This is a genomic window from Croceicoccus estronivorus (assembly GCF_001625325.1).
In the GTDB taxonomy this organism is placed as follows: domain Bacteria; phylum Pseudomonadota; class Alphaproteobacteria; order Sphingomonadales; family Sphingomonadaceae; genus Caenibius; species Caenibius estronivorus.
Window position 1 is genome coordinate 225141 of the sequence record NZ_JRQQ01000001.1, and the last position, 19410, is coordinate 244550.

Below are 19410 nucleotides of genomic sequence, written 5' to 3' on the forward strand. Positions count from 1 at the left end.
TCACAAAACCCGCCGCTCGTCCGTCCACGCGCGGGCTGGCAACCCTGTCGCCATGTCCACCGCCCCCATCGACCTGTCGCGCCTGCCGCCGCCAGAGGTACTGGAACCGCTCGATTTCGAAGCGATAGTGGCGGCCACGCTGGCCGATCTCGAACAACGCTGGGCCGGGTACACTGCCCTGCTGGAATCGGACCCTGCCGTGAAACTGGCGGAAGCTGCCGCATTCCGCGAACTGCTGACCCGCGCGCGCATCAACGATGCCGCCCGCTCCGTCATGCTGGCCTTTGCCGTGGGCGCAACGCTGGATCACATCGGCGCGCGGCTCGATGTCGCACGCCGGGTCATTACCCCGGCAACCGATCAGGCCCCCGCCGTGATGGAAGGGGATGAAGAATTTCGCGCCCGCATCCAGATTGCGCCGGAAATGCTGCCCCATGCCGGTGTGACTGCCGCCGGGTATCGCGCCCGCGCCCTGGCCGCCGCGCCGGAAGTAAAGGACGTGGCCGCCCTGCGCCGTGGGCAGGGGCGCGTCGATGTCATCCTGCTGGGCCGCACTTACGATGGGCTGGTCGGCCCCGGCACAGTCGCGCTGGTTGCTGCCGCGCTCGACCGTGAAGACACTGTCCAGTTGACCGATGTCGTCACCGTGCGCGCCGCCACGATCGTTCCGTTCGATCTGACCGTGCATTTACAGATCGGCCGGGGCCCCGCCCCCGCTGCCGTCATCAGTGAGGCGCGCAAGGCCGTGCTGGCCTATGCCGCGCAACGCCACGCCATTGGCCGCAAGGTCTTTGTCCGTGGGCTGGAAGCCGCCGCCAAAGTGGGCGATGTCGAACAGGCGATTGCCGACATTGGCGATATCGATCCGGGCGATTCCGGCGCGGCCTGGCTCCATTCGCTGACTATCACGCACGAGGTGCTGTGATGGCCGAAGCCGCCAGCCTGCTGCCCCCCAACACCACGCCGTTCGAACGCGCGCTGGAACAGGCGCTTGCCGCGCGGCAGGGCCTGCCGGCCGATCTGGTCGGCGCGGTGCTGGATGCGGATCGCTGCCCCGCCCGCCTGCTCGATTTTCTGGCGTGGGACCTCTCGGTTGACTTGTGGCAGGACGACTGGCCCGAACTGAAAAAGCGCCACGTGCTGCGCAATGCCTGGCAGCTGCATCGCATCAAGACGACGCTGGCCGGGATCAAGGCCCACGTGGCCTTGGTCGATGCGCAAGTCGTCAAAGTCACGCGCCCGCCCGCACGCGGGTTCCTGCGCGGGGCGATGACGGAACAGCAACGGATCGACTGGCTGAACAGCCTGCCGCAAGTGCGGATCTATCCGTTTATCCAACGCGGCACAGCGCGCCCGCGCCATGGGTTCTATTCCGGCCCGGCGGGTTTGCGCTTCCACGCCACCGGCGCGGCCCGCCCGTTCCTGCTCGCCAGCAACGGCCCGCGCCTGACCGGCCGCTGCGCCACCTGGTTCGACCGGGGACAGGAAGTGCCCGTCACGCTGGCCGATCCGTTAGGCGGCCTCGCCGAACGGATCTTCATCGGCCGCACCGGCGCGCGGCGCGCATTCCACGGCAGCGGGTTTTACGGGCGGGGATACCTCACTGCCAGCACGGCGGAACAACGCGTCGTCACTGTGCGCCCTGCGGCGGAAGACACGGGGGAAATCTTCGCGGTGCCCAGCGGCACGCGCACGGTCGATGTCCGGCCCCAGCGGATCGCCCGGCAACGCATCGCGCCCCGCGCGCGCAGCTTCTTTCATCGCAATGCGCTGGGCCGCAGGCAGGGCTTCCTCTGTGCCAGCCACGCCCCCTACCTGATCTATGACCGCTATTGCCTGGTCGACCGCGAGCGGATGGGCACGCGCCAGCGGGCCTTGTCGTGGCACAGCCATGGCCGGTTCGGCATTGCCCCGTTCACGGCGGAACTGCGCATTGCGATCCCGATGCACCGCCCCCGCGCCCGGTCGGGCCGCTGGCACGGCAACGGCTTTCGCCGCTCCGCCAGCATGGCCCCGCTCGCCCGCGCGATCGAGGCGGTGCGCGTGTCCAAGGCGCACCGCGACACGATCTACATCGACACCACAACCATGATCCGCGCGCAGTTCGGCTCCGGCCTGCGCTTCGGGGACTTCACATTCGGTGAAATCAGAAAGGCTGCATGATGGAACGCAAGGTCATCTTCCGCGAAGGGATGGACAACGATCCCGCCGATCACACGAACCTGCAGGACTTCGCGCAGGAATCGCTCGATCACATCGTGGGTGACGGGATCACTGCCGGGCGCAAATACGCGGGCTTTGCCGCCGCGATGTCCAGCGCCACTGAAATCACGGTACAACCAGGCCGCCTGTTTTCCGGCGGCAAGGTCTATAACCGCGCCGCCATTTTCACGAAGGATTTCACCAATTCGCTGCCGGTGGTCGGGCGCAAGATCGTCAGCCTGGTGGTCTGGGGGCAGGATGTCGATGCCGACACTCGCCCGCGCGAATTCCTGATCAACGAGGAAACCGGGGCCAGCGAACCGCAACAGGTGGCGATGGAACGCGCCCGCGTCGCCAGTATCGACACGATCGCCGGGGAGGAAAGCGCCGATCCCGTCGCGCCGATTGTCGGCGCGGGCTATCTGGAAGCGGCGCGGATCGAGCTGACCCCGGCAGGCATTGCCAGTGTGACGATGATTGCTGACAATGCCCTGGTCAGCAGCCAGGCGCTCGACAACCGCATGGTCGCGATGGAGGCGTTCAAGGCCCGCACCGGGCCGCAGGTGCAAAGCCTGGCCGCCGATCTCGCCGCGCTGACCAGGGGGCAGGCAGGCGTCGTCTCGCTCGACATGTATGGCCGCACGCTGGCTCGCATGGCCGTGGTCGAGGCGAAACTGGACATCCCGCAGGAATCGATCGATTCCGCCGCCGACTTCTTCCTCGACAGTTCCGCTTCGGACTTCGCCTTTGCCGGTTCCAATGTGAAAGTGGAGGAAGGGCTGCGGTTTGCCGACGATGCCGCCGATATCGTCAGCCTGCAGATCTTCGACGCGCTCAACCCGCGTGCCAGGATCGTCAACGGCGTGATGTTCCCCGCCTATCAGGAGGCGGAGCGGCTGCGCGTCGGCCCGGTCTCGGGCGAAATCGCGGTCAGCACGTACAGCTATGCCGTGCATGAAATGGTCCAGAAGACCATGTCGCGCACCCGCGTGCGCTATGGCCGCTGCCGCATGGTCAGTTCGTCGATCGCGTGGCTGAAAAGCGGGCTCTACGATGCCGCCACGCTCGCGTTCCGCCGCAATGACGAGGAATGGTCCGTCCTGCCCGCCAACTGGCACCGGGCGCAGGAACGGCACCTGTTCAAGCGCCTCGGCGGGTTCTGGATCGACACGTACGAGGAACCCTATTGGGAGGAAGTCACTACCGAATTGGCAGTGAACGGCACCCAGATTGCCGAAACCTTCCTCAACGCGAACGACATGTGGCTCTCGTCCATCGGCCTGACCTTCACCGCGCTGGCCGATGCGGGCGCGGTCACGGTTGCCCTGTGTGAAACCGATCGCGGCCTGCCGCTGCTGGACAAGGTCATTGCCCGCACCACGCTGGATCATGCCGATCTGGAAGTCGGGGAAGTCCGCGTGCCGATGGGCCCGGTGTTCCTGACCGGTGGCAACCGTTACGCGATTGTCGTGATGACGGCGGCGGATCACCGGCTCGGTACTGTCCAGGGCTCCGCCTTTCCCGAAGGGACGTTCTTCTACGTGCTGGACGGGGCCTATCAGCAGGGCGATGCCACGCGCGATCTCGCTTTCACGCTCTATGCCTGCCAGTTCAGCGCCGCGCGCACTGTGGTGGAACTGAACCCGCTGTCGCTGGCGGGCGGCATTGCCGATATCGACATCCTTGCCCCGGCGATCGTTCCCGGCGCGACGCAGCTCGATTACGAAATCCAGATCGGCGGCACCTGGTATCCGCTGGCCGCTGCGGCGGACCTGCCGCTGGGCGCGGGCGGTGCCCTGCCCCCGCTGCTCGCCTTCCGCGCGGTGTTCACCGGCACGCCGGACGTGATGCCCGCCGTCTCGCTCACCGGATCGCAAGTGATCCTTTCGCGCGGGAAAACCGCCCTGACGCATATCTCCGACATTCGCACGCTGCCTGCCGGGTCAAACACCATCCGCGTCACCATGCGGCTAGAGGACTTCGACGATGACGATCACGACTTCGCCTGCCAGCTGCTGACCGGCGCGGGTTACGCCACTGTCGAAAATGCCGATGCGGTCATCGATACCGTGGCCGATGGCGGCGCGGTGGAACGGACTTTCGTGTTCGACCTGGCCGCGCCGGTCGCCAGTTATCGCATCCGCTCCACCGGATCGCTCGCCAGCGCGCTGGCCCCGTTCCACGCCGCCCTGCGCAAGGACTTTGCGCTTTGAGGAGTATCCCGTCGATGACAACCAAATCCCGCACCCGCGCCAAGGCTGATGCCGATACCAAGGCCGATGCCGATTTCTACCGGGTGGAGCTGTCGGGCCGGTTCCCCCGGCGCGGCATGACCTACCTGCCCGGCCGTCCGCTTCGCGTCAGCGCGGCGATCTATCGGGACATGACCGAAGCCGGGGTGGTGGCGCATGCCCGGCCTGACTGACACCGGCAGCACGCTTCCTGCCGAAATCGACTTCGACGCGGATCGCGATGCCACGCCCGCGCGGATGAACCGGGCAATGAAGTGGCTCTATGCCCAGCTGCGCATCGCGCAGGCATCGGCCAAATCGTATGAAGTCGTGATCGAGGAGCTGCGCGCGCTCGGCCTGTCGCGCGTGGCGGAGGCCCTGACCCCGGTCTTCCTCCAGGCGCAACAGATCGGGGACCAGCTTGCCGCGATCCGCGATCAGTGGACCGATGCGGACCTGATCCTTGCCAACCACTACACCCGCGCCGAAGCCGATGCCGCATTCGCCGCCATCGATCACGGTCACGCCGTGGCCGATGTCGAGGGGCTGGAAGCGATCCTGACTGCCACGGCCACCACGCTGGGGCAAAAGGCCGATGCCGCCGCGCTGGCTGCATTCCTTGCCAGGGCAGGCGGCACGATGGCCGGGCAGCTCGGCCTCGCCGCCGGTCTCGGCCTGCTGTTCGATCTTGGCACCGACCCGGCGGACAAGGCCAACGGCCAGCTGTGGGGCCATGTGACGCAAGGCATGCGCTACCAGTTCAGCAACACCACCTATAACGTGGTGCTGGACAGCCGCCCGCAAACGCTCAGCCAGAAGACGCTGGCCAACCCGTTGCTGGAAGGTTCGCCGGTCGAAGACAGCGACTTCCTCATCACCGACAATGCCAGCGTCACGCTCGATCCGGTCAACGGCTCGACTCAGACATGGGTGCTCGGAGCGAACCGCACGCCCAATCTTGCGCTGATTACGCCGGGCAAGTTCATCCGCCTCGCAGTCGACGATGGCGCGGGCTACGCAATCGATCTCAGCGCCGCGACCTTGCGCAACAACGGCGGGGACGAACCGGCGCTGAAACCGGCGGGCTTCACCTGGTTCCTGATCGAGAATGTGCGTGGCACTCTGTACCGCGACTTGCTCGGGGATGGCGGATGATCCTGCCAGCGCATCGCTTGCTGGCGGCCGGGCGTACCGGGCTTGAAGTGGCCTCCTTTTCCATCGGCCCGGAGTCCGGAAGCAATACGATCACGGTCGACAAGCCGGACGGAACCGAGGCAGGCGACTTGCTGGTTGCTCTGATGCACCAGAACGGTGCCACCAACCGGACATGGAGCGGCGATTCTGGATGGGCGGAGCGCGCCGACCCGGGCACTGTCCCCTCCATCCGGATCGCGACCAAAATTGCCGGTGCTTCCGAACCGGGCAGCTACACTTTCACGACCAACATCAACTGCAGCAAGCGCGCGGTTATCCTGCGCATTCCGGGCGCGGCTTGGGACACCATCGGCGCGATCACGACGTACACCGGCTCGGCCAACATCACCGCCGCCTCGATTGTGGCGGCAGGCGGGCTGCTGTTCCAGGCCGCGGTGAACAACTCATCGCGGGATTATGTCTCGCTCAGCGGCATGGACCTGTTTCTCAGCGCCTATGACGGAGGAACCTATCTCTTTGCCAACGAGGTGGGTGAAGGCGCAACCGGCGGCAAAACCCTGTCAACCGCTGGCGTGACCGTTGCCAGCCAGACAGTCCTGTTTTCAGTCAAAGAGGCATAAGCATGACCTACTCACTCATCCATGATGGGGCCGCCATCCGTTATCCCTACACGCTGGCCATGCTGCGCCGCGACAACCCGGGCAGCAACTTTCCCGATGACTTCGACCTTGCCGACGCAGGCGATTATGGCGTCGTCCCGGTCGAAGACAGCGCGCAGCCGGAACTGGCGGCAGGCCAGACGCTCGACGAAGCACTGCCGGTCGAAGCGAACGGCCAATGGCTCCGCAACTGGATCGTGCATGACTGGCTGGACATCACTCCCGATGGCCTGTTCGCCCGCGTGGCGGAAAATGGCGATATCGTCTGCCCATATACCGCCCGAGACGTGCGCCGCGATTTCGGGGTGACCGCGCGCAAGGGCGGAACCATCCGGCAAATGGACGGCCAGTGGGGCGTGGTGCCGGTGACTGTGGAGCCAGAACCCGCCATCACCCCCGAACAGGCACTGGAACCGTATTTTGAGGCAGGCAACGGCGTGGTGCTGCAACGCTGGACTGTCACCACCCGCACGGCGCAGGAGCTGGAACAGGCCAGAGCCCTCAAACACGCCGCGCTGAAGGACCGCTACACCGAACGTCTGCTGCAAGGCTGGACGCACGATTTCGGCGCGGCAGGCACGCACACGCTCGACCTGCGGCCCGGCACCGATGACAAGGCCAACTGGACTCTGCTGCTGCTGAAAACGCGCGACATGATTGCCGCTGGCGCTGGCAACGGCATTGTCCAGATCCGCACGTCCGCCAACCTGTCAATCGACCTCACCGCCACTGACGCCGCCGACGCGATGGAAGCCTTCCTCGCCTGGGGCGATGCCCTGTTCGATCACAAATGGGACCGGGATGATGCCATCCAGTCCGCCGCCACTTTCGCCGCGCTCTATGCCGTCGACATCGTAAGAGGGTGGCCGTGATTCGCATGGCCAGAGGTGGTGCGCAAAAAAGAACTTGTTTGCTTTGTTACCAAAGCAAGACAAGCTGCTGACAATCACTGCCAAGGGGTACCGGCAAAGGTCCCTGGGCAAGCTTTTGGATCACACTTCATGACATTACCAGGATCGCAGACCCCACAGGGTATCAACCGCATTCAGGAGAATCTGCTTGCCCGGCTCGAAAGGCGGCTACTCAACTGGATCTGCAGTCATCTTCCCGCCCGCATTACACCTGACATGCTCACATTTGGCGGCATGGTCGGTGCCTTCATGATCTTTGGCGGATATGTATTGAGCAATCTTGGGGAGGACTGGCTATGGCTGGCTATAGCTGGATACGCGGTTCATTGGTTCGGGGACAGCACCGATGGCAGCCTGGCGCGCTTCCGCAAGATTGAACGGCCCCGCTATGGTTACTTCCTCGACCATAGCTGCGATGGACTTGCGACCACCATGGTGGTCGCGGGGATTGGCCTCAGCCCCTATGTCACGCTCGAAGTCGCATTGGTGGCACTGACGGGTTATCTGCTTCTGTCAATTCATGCCTTCCTCTCAGTGCGGGTGCTGGGGGAATTGAAACTGTCATATCTCAATGCCGGGCCAACCGAACTTCGCCTGATGCTGGTCAGCCTGACGCTGGCAATGATGGCCTTTGGCACAGGGCCGGGCTGGTTCGGGGTGATTTCCGGTTTCGATCTCTTTGTCGGTTCGGTTGGGGCAATCCTTATCGCGCTTTTCGTATTGCAGACCGCTGCAACTTCGAGACGACTGGCACTTGCCGAGCCCTCACGAAATAAAGAGTGGCTCAAATCTGCCGAAATATCCTGACGTTAAAAAAGCCAGAGGGGCGCTGATCTGGAATCCGATAGACGGCGCCACTGGTTCAGGCTTATTTTTTAGAAGCTCGGCCAATCTAGGATGGTGAGCATTTCTGGGAAACACCAATGAAGAAGACTGTACTGTTTCTTATGGGCGCATCTGCCTCACTCGCTCTGGCCGCATGCCAGCAGAAGGCAGAAGAGGCAGCACCGGCTTCCTTCTGAACAAAACGGAACGGCATGTTATGGCCGCTCAGCCGTCCGCGCGATTGCGATCAGGATTTTCACTTGATGAGCAATCGTCCTCATCGTGATCGCGAGACCGCTCAATCGAGGATAGTTCTGCAATTGCACGCCGCCGGGCCGCGTTGGCTTCGAAGCGCTCGGCGAGCAGTGCTTCACGCTCCCATGCATCCGCGGCTATCTGCGCCACAAGTCGAACATTTTTGAGCGATGCGCTTGAAGCGCGTTGGCGCTGATGCGCTTCAAGCGTGCGGCAGTGAGTGGATGTCAGTTTCATTGAACTTCCTTGCCGTAAACAATTTGATGGATAGTCTGACCCCGGATCACGCCACGCAAAGCACACGCAATGTTGCGAATAAGGGTGTGAGGCCGGGTCTGAACATCATTCAAGCTGATGCAGCCAGACGCTTTGCCTGGGCCAGTGCGTCAGCAAACTTCGAATAGCGATAAGGGCCGACCAGATAACTCATACTGGGTTCAGGAATAATTCCGAATTTTTTCATGCCTTCCAAATCGGCCTCATCGATTGCGTCGGTTGCCTGCTTGGCAACCTGCATCTCGGAAACGTCTCTCATAATAATTCCTTTCAGAATCATAGAATTGGGGGAAAGTGCGCGGTCTCGACAGTCGAGCAGGTCTCGCAAGTCGCGTGGGGAAGCGCATTTCAACCATCCCGGCGCATGGCAACGATGGCGGTTCGGGCGATTGCGAACGAAGTCTTGCCCACGAACCCGGTATCGATCGAGCATGTCGCAAAGGCGCGGCTGTGCGTTTCCGAAAGATGCGTCCTGAAAGGCTGTTTTACAGCTTACCTCGTGGCTTCTTCATTTTCCCAGGCGATTAGACCGGTGATCAACCCAGATGATTGCTCCACATTCGACGTCATCAGACCTTCTGAACTGTTGGCAGGTGCATATGGCCGGTGGGCATATGGATGTTTCCGCAGCAGTCTTTGAATCATGTTCAACTTGCGTCGAAGCGGCCTGCTCTTTGCCGCAGAATCTGCTGCGGCGTGCCGCATCAGCGTAACCTGTTCATTCTGGAGGATTTGATTGATGCACATGGTGCGCACTCCCACATTAAGCAGGGGGCGCTAAGGGTCCCTCGGTCACACTTCGCTCGGGTTAATTCTATGTGATCGCCCCTTGTAGCATACTGCTGAAGCTATGCTGCACGAATTCGTAAACACGCAGCGCATCACATCAGCAATGGACGCTCAGCGGAAGGCAAATCCGATTTCTGCCCTATCGAAGGAAATCTCTGTAGCCGCCATTTGCGTAGGACCGGCAAGGGAGGAGTTAGTTGCGTTGGCGAACGATTGACCTGCATATCCACCAAAACCCCAAAAACATGGGGGTTCCCTCCGTTAGTTAATGCCCCTAATCGACACACCGATTTGGGGAATCGTCATGATCTATGCTTTCGGCATCGTCTTTGCCGCATTGCTGTTCGCGGATGTCCTGTTGACCGCCGCGCTGATCGGGGCCGGTCAGGGCCACCGTTTTCCCATTGCCAACCTGCTCTATAACCACGCCTACGCCACGTTCGGCGTCATGGCGCAAAAGGCCATTGTCGGCGCATGCGGGATCTGGCTGGCGCTCCATTTCGGACATTGGTGGCTGATGGCGGCGATCCTGCTGCTGCAGGCGCTGATCGTGTGGCGCAAATCGCGCCTGCTGCGCCGCATTGACGAGGCGGAATGGGCCGCCGCGAAAGACGAATGGGAATCGATCCACGGCAAGCGCGATTGACCCACCCGCCCCCGCTTTTGTGGTGCGGGGCATGACAAACGGCGCCCATGGATGAAGGCCGGTGGGCAGGCCACGGTGCCTGCCGATGGAAGATGAAGACGACATTCCCGGCAAGATTGGCGACGTACTCCGCCTGGGCCTGATTGCGTCCGTCGATCTGGCACAGGCCACGGCGGTTGTCCGCTGCGGCGATATCGATTCCCCGCCCTGCCCATGGTTCGAACTGGCCGGGCAATACCGTAGCTGGTCCCCGCCCGGCGAAGGGGAACAGGTCCTGCTGGTCTGCCCGGAAGGGGACATTGCCCATGGCATCGTCCTGCGCGGGCTCAATTCCAATAGCTTTCCCGCCCCGGCATCGGGGCAGGATCACGAGTTGCACGGCCCCGCCGGGCTGGTCATCCGCCTGACCGGCGACGGGATCGAAATCACCGCCCCCGGTAACGTGATCGTGCAGGGAGACGTGATTGCAGACGGGATCAGCCTGAAAGATCACGTTCACCAGGGCGTCACCCCCGGCAGCGGCCAGAGCGGAGCGCCCCGGCAATGAGCGGGATGGATCGCACCACCGGCAAGCCGCTGGCTGACGAACAGCACATTGCCCAGAGCATCACCGATATCGTCACCACGCCGCTGGGCACGCGGGTGGAACGCCGTGATTACGGCGGCCCCCTGCCCGAACTGGTCGATGCGCCGCAGAACAAGGCCACGCAGCTGCTGCTGTTCGCGTCGATCACCGGCCCTGTCCGCAAATGGGAACCGCGCGTGCGGTTGACCAAGGTGGCGCTGGGAGCGCTGACCGCGGCCGGTCGCCCCACGCTGACCATCGACGGCAGGCGCACCGATCTGCCCGGCAACCCGCCCTTTTCCATGTCTCTCGCCCTCTAGCCCGCGAAAGGTCACTCCATGCCCTATTACCACGGCATCCGCGCTACCGAGATCAACGAAGGCGTGCGCGCCATTGCCACAGTGGCCACTTCGGTCATCGGTCTGGTGTCGATCGCCGCCGATGCCGATGCGGAAACCTTCCCGCTGGATACCCCGGTCCTGATTGACGATGTGACGAGGGCCATCGGCAAGGCGGGCGATGGCGGCAAACTGGCCCCCACGCTGGAGGCGATTGCCGACCAGTCCAGCCCGCCCGTGATTGTCGTCCGCGTCGCGGAAGGCGAAGAGCCGGAGCAAACGCAGACCAACATCATCGGCACCACCACCGGCGACGGGCAGCTGACCGGGATGCAGGCATTGTTGGGCGCGGAATCGCAGTTAGGCTTGCGCCCCCGCATTCTCGGCGTGCCCGGCTATGACGATCAGCAGGTCGCCACCGATCTCGCCACCGTGGCACAGAAACTGCGCGGCATGGCCTACACCGCCGCACAGGGCGACACCGTGGCCGAAGCCGTGACCTATCGCGAAAACTTCGGTGCGCGGGAACAGATGCTGATCTGGCCTGAATTCAGCGACTTCACAGGCAGCGCGATTGCCCGCGCGCTGGGCCTGCGCAGCAAGATCGACACGCAGACCGGGTGGCACAAGACCCTGTCAAACGTCGCGATCAATGGCGTGACCGGCCTTTCCCGCCCGGTGCCGTTTTCCATTCTCGGCGATGAAACGACAGCGGCCAGCCTGCTGAACGATGCCGACGTGACCACTCTGGCGCGGATGGACGGCTATCGTTTCTGGGGCAACCGCACTTGCAGCGACGAACCGCTGTTCGCTTTCGAAAGTGCGGTACGTACCGCGCAGGTCCTGCAGGACACCATTGCCGAAGGGCTGGTCTGGGCAATCGACAAGCCGATCGTGCCCGGCCTGATCCGCGACATTCTGGAATCGATCAATGCGAAATTCCGCGACCTGAAGACGCAGGGCCGGATTATCGATGCACAGGCCCGGTTCCGCACAGCGGACAACAGCCCGGCGGCAATGGCCGCTGGCCGCCTGGTGTTCGATTACGATTACACCCCCTGCGCCCCGGCAGAATCCATCGGCATCAATCAGCGGATTACCGACCGGTTCTATGCCCAGCTGCTGGCCGCCTGACGCCCTCCCTTTCCCCGCACTTTCACCGGAGTAACCCGCCATGGGCCTGCCTTCCAAGCTCAAGAAACTGATGGTTTACAACGATGGCGTCGGATATTTTGGCGAAACCGCCGAAGTCACCGTGCCCAAGCTCGCCCGCACGTTCGAAGATTACAAAGGCGGCGGATTTGACGGAGCCGTGGGCATCGACCTGGGCGGCGAACCGATCGAGTTCGAATGGAAGATCGGCGGCATGCTGGAACATGCCTATCGCCAGTTCGGCGCGACTTCGATCAACGCCGTGCAGCTGCGCTTCGTCGGTTCGTACCAGGACGACAACACCGGCCGCACCAAGACAGTCGATATTACCGTGCGCGGGCGGCATCAGGAAATCGACCCCGGCAATGCCAAGGCGGGCGATGACACCGAACAGACGGTCAAAACCCGCTGCGCCTATTACAAGCTGATGGTCGACGGTGAAACGCTGATCGAAAAAGACGAACTGAACATGGTGTTCGTCGTCAATGGCGTGGACCTGATGGCGCAGCATCGCGCCAATCTGGGCATCTGACCGCACACCCCGCTTCGCCCCGGCGTGCATCGAGCGGACGCGCCGGGGCGGGGACACGATCCCCTGCCCGCCCCGCTCCACCCCTGACCGAAAGGCCCCACCATGCCCGACCAAGCCGTTGCCGCCGCAGGCCAGACGAATGCCGCACGCAAGATGTCCGATCCGATCACGCTGGCCGAACCGATTGTGCGCGGCAATGAGACAATCGCCAGCATTCAGCTGCGCAAGCCCAAGGCAGGCGAACTGCGCGGCCTGTCCATTCAGGAACTGATGAATGCCCGCGCCACTGCCGTGCTGGACATCCTGCCCCGCATTGCCATGCCGCCGATCACTCAGGCGGAGGCCGATCAGCTCGAACCAGAGGATCTGGCCGCCTGTTCCGGCGCGGTGATTGATTTTTTTCTGACAGCGGCGGACCGGAAGGCGGTGGAGAAGGTGTTGAACGCTTGATCGCGGATATCGCGATCATTCTCCACTGGCCCCCTTCCGAACTGCTGCAGATGGACCTGGCCGATCTGCTCTTGTGGCACCGCCTCGCGGTGGACCGCTGGAACCACATTCATGAAGTGAAGCCGTGAACAAGAATCTTCGCCTTCTGGTCAGTTTCGCCACGTCCGACCGGCTTTCCGGCCCGCTGAAAACTATCGCCGGGCTTGGAGAAACGGGCAGCGAGAAACTGGCCCGGATGAAGCGCGAGGCCCGCGACATGGGCCGTGAACTGCGCAACGTGCAAGGCGAACTGAAACGGTCGACCGGCAATGTCACCCAGCTGATCAACCGCGAACGCGACCTGTCCGGCAGGATCGCCCGCACCAATGATGCAATGGAGCGGCAAACCCGCCTGCTCAAAATCAACGCCAGGGCCGATGCAATCAGGCAACGCGGCGCGGATCTGAAATCGTCCGGCACGGACAATCTGATTACCGGCGTCGCGATGGCTGCGCCGATGGTTCTTGCATCCAAACAGGCCATGACGTTCGAAAGCGCCATGGCCGATGTGCGCAAGGTGGTCGATTTCGACAGCCCCCGGCAATTCCGCCAGATGGGCGATGACATCACCGACATGTCCACCCGGATTCCGATGGCGGCCGAAGGACTGGCGCAGATCGTGGCCGCCGCCGGGCGCGCGGGGGTTGCGCGCAAGGAACTGCTGACTTTTACCGAAGATGCCGCGCAGATGGGCATCGCATTCGATTCCACGGCGGAAGATGCCGGGGCAATGATGGCCAAATGGCGCACCGCGTTCGGCATGGGGCAAACCGAAGTCCGCGCATTGGCCGACCAGATCAATGCCCTGACCAACAAATTCGGCGGCAACGTGGGCGCAGTGGCGGGCATCACCACCCGGATCGGTGCGCTGGGCAAAGTGGCCGGCCTCGCCGCCCCGCAGATCGCCGCCATGGGCCAGCTGATGAATTCCGTTGGCGTGGAGGAAGAAATCGCCGCCACCGGTATCAAGAACATGATGCTGGCAATGACCAAGGGAACCGCTGCCACCAAGACCCAGCAAAAGGCTTTCGCCGCGCTCGGGCTGGATGCCTCGAATGTCGCCAATGCCATGCAACAGGATGCAGGCGGCGCAATCACTGACATTCTGGAGCGGCTGAAGAAGCTGCCGCAGGCGCAACAGGCCGCCACGCTGACCCAGCTTTTCGGATCGGAAAGCGTGGCCGCCATTGCCCCGATGCTGACCAATCTGGACCGCCTGAAACAGAACCTCGCTCTGGTCGGTGATGAGACTGCCTACGCGGGCAGCATGCAAAAGGAATACCTGACCCGCATCGCCACCACCGAAGGTGCCGTGGGATTGGCGACCAATGCGTTGAAGGCGATCAACATCACGCTGGGCACCATGCTGCTGCCAACCATCACGTCAGGCGCAAAGAAGGTGGTCACCATCGCCAACGCCGTGCGTGGCTGGACGAAGGAGCACCCCGGACTTGCCAGGGGCCTGCTCATGGCATGGACGGCCGCAAGCGGGCTGGCGCTTGGCGTGGGTGCGCTCAAGATCGGGCTCGGGCTTGTGCTGGGGCCGTTCGGCACGCTGTTCCGACTGGTCGGCACCAACGGGCCGCTGTTGATCCGGCTGTTTACCGGCATCCGCACTGCCGCCCTGTTTATGGGCAGCGGCCTGTTGAAAGCGGGCGCGATGATGCTGGCCAATCCGATTGTCCTGGTCATCACCGCGATTGTCGCCGCTGTCGCCCTTGCCGGATACCTGATCTACAAACATTGGGACAAGATTTCCGCCGCGTTCAAGGCCGGGGTCGCATGGGTAAAGGGCGCAATCGGCGGCCTGCCCGACTGGCTGAAGAACCTCGGCGGCATGATGATGTCCGGCCTGCTGGCGGCGCTCAATCCCCTGGTGCTGGCAAAGCGCCTGGTCCAGGTTGCCAGGGCCGGAATTACCGCGTTCAAGAACTATTTCGGGATCAAGTCCCCATCCCGCCTGATGATGGGCATGGGCGGCTATATCGCAGACGGGCTGGCGGTTGGCATTGACCGGGGCAAAGGGGCCGCCATCGGTGCCGCCCGCTCCATGGCCACCGGCGTGGCCGGTGCCAGCATGGCCAGCGCCAGTCTCGCAACAACAGGCACCGCCACAGCCAACGGCAGCGTGCTGCAACAATTCGGCCCGGTAACAATCGTCATTCACGCCGCACCGGGCCAGAGCCCGCAGGATATTGCCGAAGCGGTCGCCAGCCAGCTGCGCCAGCAGGCCGACAGCCGCCGCGCCAGCCACCGTTCCGCTTTCACTGACACATAGGGACTTTGCCCATGCGGATGCTCGCGCTCGATATGTTCGTTTTCCAGATCGGCACGCTGCCGTTTCAGGAACTGCGCCAGCGTTACGAATGGCGCTTTGGCGACAGTGAGCGGTTCCGCGCCCGCCCTGCCAGCCAGTTTCTCGGTCCCGGCGCGGAAACGGTGGAGCTGGCAGGCGTGCTCTATCCCGGCGACGGCATTGGCTCTTACGGATCGATCGAACGGCTGAAGGCACTGGCCGAAACCGGCGATGCCTACGAACTGACAGCGGGCACGGGCGAAGTGCTGGGCAGTTTCACCATTCGCACGCTGGATCTCACCAGGTCGGTCTTTTTCGAAGACGGTGCCGCGCGCAAAACCGACTTCACGCTTTCCTTGCTGCGCGTCGATGGCTGACGGCTTCACTCTCCCTTTCGCCACCTGGCAGGTAACGCTCGATGGCGAAGACCTGACCCCTGCCCTCGATCCCCGGCTGCTGTCGGCCAGCGTAACGCGCAAGCGCGAGGATGAGGCTGACCAGCTCGAAATCACGGTCCACGATGCCGATGGCCGGTTCGCCATTCCCAAACCCGGCAGGCTGCTCGATCTTGCAATGGGCTGGGAACGCGGCACCGGCGTGCCGCTGGGCCTGGTCCGCATGGGCACGTTCAAGGTGGACGAGGCGCGCTGGGGCGGCCCGCCGGACAGGATCACGATCCGCGCGCGCAGTGCCGATTTCACCGATGCCTTCCGCATTCGTCAGGAACGCGGCTTCGTGGGGCAGACCGTTTCCGCCGTGCTCGGCAAACTGGCCGCCGACAACGGCCTGACACCTGCGATTGATGCCGCGCTGGGCGCAAAGACCATTCCCGCGCTCGGGCCCGGCGCAAAGAGCGATGCGGCCCTGTTGCGCGCGCTGGGCAAACGCTTCGATGCGGTCGCCACGGTCAAGAACGGGTCGTTGATCTTCATGCCGATCGGCAGCGGCAAATCCCCCGGCGGCGCCACTCTGACCCGCGAAACCATTGACCGCACCGCCACAGGCAGCGTGGAATACGAACGGGTGGAGCGGGAGAACTACGGCGGCGTCGTGGCCGTATGGCACGACAAGACCACCGGCGAACGCAAGCAGGTGCAGGCAGGCGGCAGCGGAGACAGCCAGGCGAGGCCCAAGCGCATCCGCAAGGTTTTCGCCAACGAGGCGGACGCCCGCCAGCATGCGGAGGCAGAGGACACCCGCATTTCCCGCACCAGGGCAAAGGCGACCATCGCCCTGCCCCTTGGCCGCCCGGAACTTTACCCGGAACGCCCGATCACACTGACTGGCTTCAAGCCGGAGATTGACGCACACGACTGGATCGTGGGCGAAATCACTGACACTATGGATGGCACCGGCGGATTACAAAGCCGCCTGGTGCTGGAGGCGAAAGGCTGAACGGACCCGGCGTGTGCTGCGGCGATTTGCGCGGCATGACGCACGTTGCTTAGTCCGATACATCCGGCGTCAACCGGGCGCAGATTGCCGACATCGAAGCCGATCGAAAGTCCGGTTAGGTCAAAAACATCGCGCAAACTGGCAGAGGAGCTGGAAATCAAGATCGACGATCTCGCATGATCGATAGCCCCTCTGGCATTGGAACATAATGGCTCCACCAACAACAAGCGTGATCAGTTCGAATTATTTCCAAGCTCACGCTGAGCTGAAGCATGAGCCGGTGCGCGCGCCATGCTGCTTCAGCAGCGCCTGACATTGGCAACTTTCGTGAGCCACACTAAGCAGTTCATCCATATGCCCTCAAGAGTTGGCCAAACCGCGATTTGAATTCTCACTGAACGTTTCATCGGTCCGCTGCCTCTGCACCCGCATGGTTTCAGCAACCGCAAGGGCGCGACTTTTGCGAGCTTCCCGTTGTTCTGCAACTGTCGCTTCGTGTCCCCACGCGATTGCAGCTCTCACAGCCACAGTTCGAACATTTTCGAGCGGCTCACTCTTGGCCCGCTCCCATTGGATGGCTTCCTGTACTCGGCACTGTTCAGATGTTAATTCCATCGGTCGTCCTCTTTTGAACAGCGAGCATGGTTCGCTTGCAATCACTCGTCATAAGGCAGGATCTGAATAATCCGCGTGGCTGCATTGACAGTCGAGTGGCGCGGCTCTTCGGCCAAGGTTCCAGACTGCATCATGAAATTGCATATCTAGGCAACTCTAGCCAAACTTTAGCGCCTCATGCGGGACGGCTGCTCTGCAATGTTTTGACCAGAGTATGGTCGAAATGAACATTGAGGCCTGTCGGACCTAACCTTAGTCCTGCTAAGAGACGTGCGTGCCTACGACAAAATTTCGGTTGCAAAGAAGTGGACACCTTATGTTTGGCATAGGTGGGCTGCAATCAATTCAGGTAGTGCCAAATCGAAACCGCTGCTCACTTTGAACTCTACCGATGATATTCGGCCATTGCGTCATCTAGGTAGGTGTAGAAATATAGTCCTATCTGGTAATGGGTTACCTTGACAGCGATCACCTCATCCGGGAACACAGGATTGTTTGACGATGTGAAGACGCCGTTTTCAAGTTTCGAACTATCCGTACCTGACAGGCTTCTGGTTGGTGTGTTGGAGCGGGCCAGATGGGGATTGTGGAGCAGTTGGTTCACATTCCTTTTTCTAAGGCTTTGCGTGGATGGAAGCGTGGGAACCGGGAACGCCTTTGCGCCCGGTTCCCGGAAAGGAATCAGCCGTGCTGGTTCCTGGCCTGTTCCTTTAGTGTCTCCAAACTATCGGGCGCCTGCTGACTTTGCGCTTCGCCCTGCGCCTTGAGGTTGACAGCATAGCGCTTGCCATTTTCAGTGTTCTCCACATCGTAGCCATAGCGCTGGTCCAGCTTTGGTTCCCCGGTCTTCTGCTGAAGGTCGGACCGACGGAAAGGCAGTGCATCGCCGCCCTGTTCGGGGGTGATTGTCCCCTTGCCCCTGCCGGTGTCATAGCTCTTGATATTGCCGAAATCGGTCATTGCCATTTCCTTTGCTGAGAATGCAGCCGACAAAAGCTTGCCGCACTGCGGCTAGAAGGCGGAACAGAAGGAAAATGCATCTCAATTGGACGCTCAAGACCGTCGATTACGACTGGTAGCTAATGCATAGATGGCAATGCCATCAGTGAACTACAAGGCCTGCAAAAAATGATATTGTCCCGCAGCCAATCAATTATGCCTTTTTAGTACTTTTCATTTCGGTGAACTGTTCAGGAAAATAGCCTCACGATTTCCCCAATACGAACTGAAACTAGGTCTTCCTGAAAATCCCCGCCACGCGGCCCACGATTTGCATTTCCCCATCGTAGGCAACGTCTTCCGGAACATCGGGATTGGACGACAGCAAGCGCATACCCTCCCCGTCCTTTGTCGGCCGCAGCCGCTTGATCATGCCCAGGCCGCCCATTTCCAACGCCCACAGTTTGTCCGCGAAGCGCGGCGTCTTGTCGAACGTGTCGATCAGCAGGATATCGGAATCAAGAATGGTCGGCGTCATGGAATCGCCAATACCAGTGGCGAACATCAGATATTCCATCGGGGACTTGGTAAAGTTCCTGATCCAGGAGCGCGAGAAAACCCGCCGCACACCAGTCACCGGGACATCGTGGATGTATGTCGCCCCCATCCCGTAAGACAGGTCGAACTCCGGAAGCTCCACGGTTTCGTCTTCAGCCTTGGGCGTTTGCGAACCACGCTGAGATCGCTTTCCTTCGCCCGCAGAGACTGCGGAATCTTCCTCCGAAGGGCGCTCCATTGCACGGCCATCAAGATCTAGCGAGCTGGCATTTTCACTAGCACAATCTAAAATCCATGAGAGGTTCACACCCAGCGCCTGGGCTATGGCGGGGAAATGACGAGAGTCTTTCGTCTTGCCTGTCAGGATGAGGCTGATCGTACCTTGGGTGACGCCAACGGCAGTTGCCAAAGCCCCTTGATCCAAATCCAAATCCTTCATCCTCTCGCGGATGCGTTGCGCGCGGATTTGGCGGATATCGGTCACGGCAACATACATAGACGAATAATTCTGCCTGCTCATATTAGATTGCTCTTGCACTAATATTAGTTCACTCATATACGCTCATGAATATGAGCAATCTC

At 61.9% G+C, this 19410-nt stretch carries 22 protein-coding genes; 18 read left to right on the forward strand and 4 right to left on the reverse strand.

The annotated features are described in order from the left end of the window. Window positions 1-52: 52 nt before the first annotated feature. The 8 genes from MB02_RS01150 to MB02_RS01185 all read left to right on the forward strand — a co-directional run bounded on the left by MB02_RS01150 (window position 53) and on the right by MB02_RS01185 (window position 7965). Window positions 53-925, forward strand: coding sequence for a baseplate assembly protein (locus MB02_RS01150; protein ID WP_067531432.1), 873 nt, complete (start codon window positions 53-55; stop codon window positions 923-925). Then, window positions 925-2163 (forward strand): phage tail protein I, encoded by a 1239-nt coding sequence (locus tag MB02_RS01155; RefSeq protein WP_067531434.1) that lies wholly within the window; start codon window positions 925-927, stop codon window positions 2161-2163. Before MB02_RS01150 ends, MB02_RS01155 begins: the two co-directional genes overlap by 1 nt. Then, the gene (locus MB02_RS01160; RefSeq protein WP_067531436.1) at window positions 2160-4415 is read left to right on the forward strand and encodes a hypothetical protein; all 2256 of its coding nucleotides are present in this window, start codon (window positions 2160-2162) and stop codon (window positions 4413-4415) included. The genes MB02_RS01155 and MB02_RS01160 overlap by 4 nt, the downstream gene beginning before the upstream one ends. A 14-nt stretch (window positions 4416-4429) precedes the next feature. Beyond that, window positions 4430-4627: a hypothetical protein gene (locus tag MB02_RS01165; protein ID WP_067531438.1), complete on the forward strand. Its 198-nt coding sequence runs from the start codon at window positions 4430-4432 to the stop codon at window positions 4625-4627. Beyond that, window positions 4611-5588, forward strand: a complete 978-nt coding sequence (locus tag MB02_RS01170) for a hypothetical protein (protein ID WP_067531440.1) — start codon at window positions 4611-4613, stop codon at window positions 5586-5588. Before MB02_RS01165 ends, MB02_RS01170 begins: the two co-directional genes overlap by 17 nt. Next, window positions 5585-6208, forward strand: coding sequence for a hypothetical protein (locus tag MB02_RS01175; RefSeq protein ID WP_067531442.1), 624 nt, complete (start codon window positions 5585-5587; stop codon window positions 6206-6208). Before MB02_RS01170 ends, MB02_RS01175 begins: the two co-directional genes overlap by 4 nt. Before the next feature lie 2 nt (window positions 6209-6210). Beyond that, the gene (locus MB02_RS01180) at window positions 6211-7119 is read left to right on the forward strand and encodes a DUF4376 domain-containing protein (RefSeq protein WP_067531444.1); all 909 of its coding nucleotides are present in this window, start codon (window positions 6211-6213) and stop codon (window positions 7117-7119) included. Between the two features lie 129 nt (window positions 7120-7248). Continuing rightward, window positions 7249-7965 (forward strand): CDP-alcohol phosphatidyltransferase family protein, encoded by a 717-nt coding sequence (locus MB02_RS01185; protein WP_067531446.1) that lies wholly within the window; start codon window positions 7249-7251, stop codon window positions 7963-7965. Between the two features lie 243 nt (window positions 7966-8208). Here MB02_RS01185 and MB02_RS01190 read toward each other — a convergent pair whose 3' ends face one another. Together MB02_RS01190 and MB02_RS01195 are read right to left on the reverse strand one after the other, a co-directional pair. Beyond that, window positions 8209-8475: a hypothetical protein gene (locus MB02_RS01190; protein ID WP_067531448.1), complete on the reverse strand. Its 267-nt coding sequence runs from the start codon at window positions 8473-8475 to the stop codon at window positions 8209-8211. A 109-nt stretch (window positions 8476-8584) separates the two neighbouring features. After that, a complete protein-coding gene (locus tag MB02_RS01195; RefSeq protein WP_170304598.1) occupies window positions 8585-8773 on the reverse strand; it encodes a hypothetical protein in 189 nt (62 codons plus the stop codon). An 834-nt stretch (window positions 8774-9607) separates the two neighbouring features. Between MB02_RS01195 and MB02_RS01205 the strand changes: the two genes are divergently transcribed. The 10 genes from MB02_RS01205 (at window position 9608) to MB02_RS01245 (ending at window position 16716) form a co-directional block, all read left to right on the forward strand. Further along, on the forward strand, window positions 9608-9949 hold the full coding sequence (locus tag MB02_RS01205) for a hypothetical protein (RefSeq protein WP_067531455.1): 342 nt from the start codon (window positions 9608-9610) through the stop codon (window positions 9947-9949). 85 nt (window positions 9950-10034) lie between these two features. Continuing rightward, window positions 10035-10496 (forward strand): phage baseplate assembly protein V, encoded by a 462-nt coding sequence (locus tag MB02_RS01210; protein WP_067531457.1) that lies wholly within the window; start codon window positions 10035-10037, stop codon window positions 10494-10496. Further along, window positions 10493-10834 (forward strand): GPW/gp25 family protein, encoded by a 342-nt coding sequence (locus MB02_RS01215; RefSeq protein ID WP_067531459.1) that lies wholly within the window; start codon window positions 10493-10495, stop codon window positions 10832-10834. Before MB02_RS01210 ends, MB02_RS01215 begins: the two co-directional genes overlap by 4 nt. A gap of 18 nt (window positions 10835-10852) precedes the next feature. Further along, a complete protein-coding gene (locus tag MB02_RS01220; RefSeq protein WP_067531461.1) occupies window positions 10853-11986 on the forward strand; it encodes a phage tail sheath subtilisin-like domain-containing protein in 1134 nt (377 codons plus the stop codon). A gap of 40 nt (window positions 11987-12026) precedes the next feature. Beyond that, window positions 12027-12536 carry a phage major tail tube protein gene (locus MB02_RS01225; protein ID WP_067531463.1) on the forward strand — a complete coding sequence of 170 codons (510 nt, stop codon included), beginning with the start codon at window positions 12027-12029 and terminating at the stop codon, window positions 12534-12536. 102 nt (window positions 12537-12638) lie between these two features. Beyond that, window positions 12639-12986, forward strand: a complete 348-nt coding sequence (locus MB02_RS01230) for a phage tail assembly protein (RefSeq protein WP_082825888.1) — start codon at window positions 12639-12641, stop codon at window positions 12984-12986. Then, window positions 12983-13114, forward strand: coding sequence for a GpE family phage tail protein (locus MB02_RS17315; protein WP_235829380.1), 132 nt, complete (start codon window positions 12983-12985; stop codon window positions 13112-13114). The genes MB02_RS01230 and MB02_RS17315 overlap by 4 nt, the downstream gene beginning before the upstream one ends. Continuing rightward, window positions 13111-15303, forward strand: coding sequence for a phage tail tape measure protein (locus MB02_RS01235; protein ID WP_067531465.1), 2193 nt, complete (start codon window positions 13111-13113; stop codon window positions 15301-15303). The genes MB02_RS17315 and MB02_RS01235 overlap by 4 nt, the downstream gene beginning before the upstream one ends. A gap of 11 nt (window positions 15304-15314) precedes the next feature. Continuing rightward, window positions 15315-15698 (forward strand): phage tail protein, encoded by a 384-nt coding sequence (locus tag MB02_RS01240; protein ID WP_067531467.1) that lies wholly within the window; start codon window positions 15315-15317, stop codon window positions 15696-15698. Beyond that, the gene (locus MB02_RS01245; RefSeq protein WP_067531469.1) at window positions 15691-16716 is read left to right on the forward strand and encodes a contractile injection system protein, VgrG/Pvc8 family; all 1026 of its coding nucleotides are present in this window, start codon (window positions 15691-15693) and stop codon (window positions 16714-16716) included. Before MB02_RS01240 ends, MB02_RS01245 begins: the two co-directional genes overlap by 8 nt. 1296 nt (window positions 16717-18012) lie before the next feature. Here MB02_RS01245 and MB02_RS01250 read toward each other — a convergent pair. Together MB02_RS01250 and MB02_RS17320 are read right to left on the reverse strand one after the other, a co-directional pair. Beyond that, window positions 18013-18291, reverse strand: a complete 279-nt coding sequence (locus tag MB02_RS01250; RefSeq protein WP_067532216.1) for a hypothetical protein — start codon at window positions 18289-18291, stop codon at window positions 18013-18015. Window positions 18292-18562: 271 nt separating this feature from the next. Next, window positions 18563-19384 (reverse strand): XRE family transcriptional regulator, encoded by an 822-nt coding sequence (locus MB02_RS17320; RefSeq protein ID WP_082825889.1) that lies wholly within the window; start codon window positions 19382-19384, stop codon window positions 18563-18565. Window positions 19385-19410 lie beyond the last annotated feature (26 nt).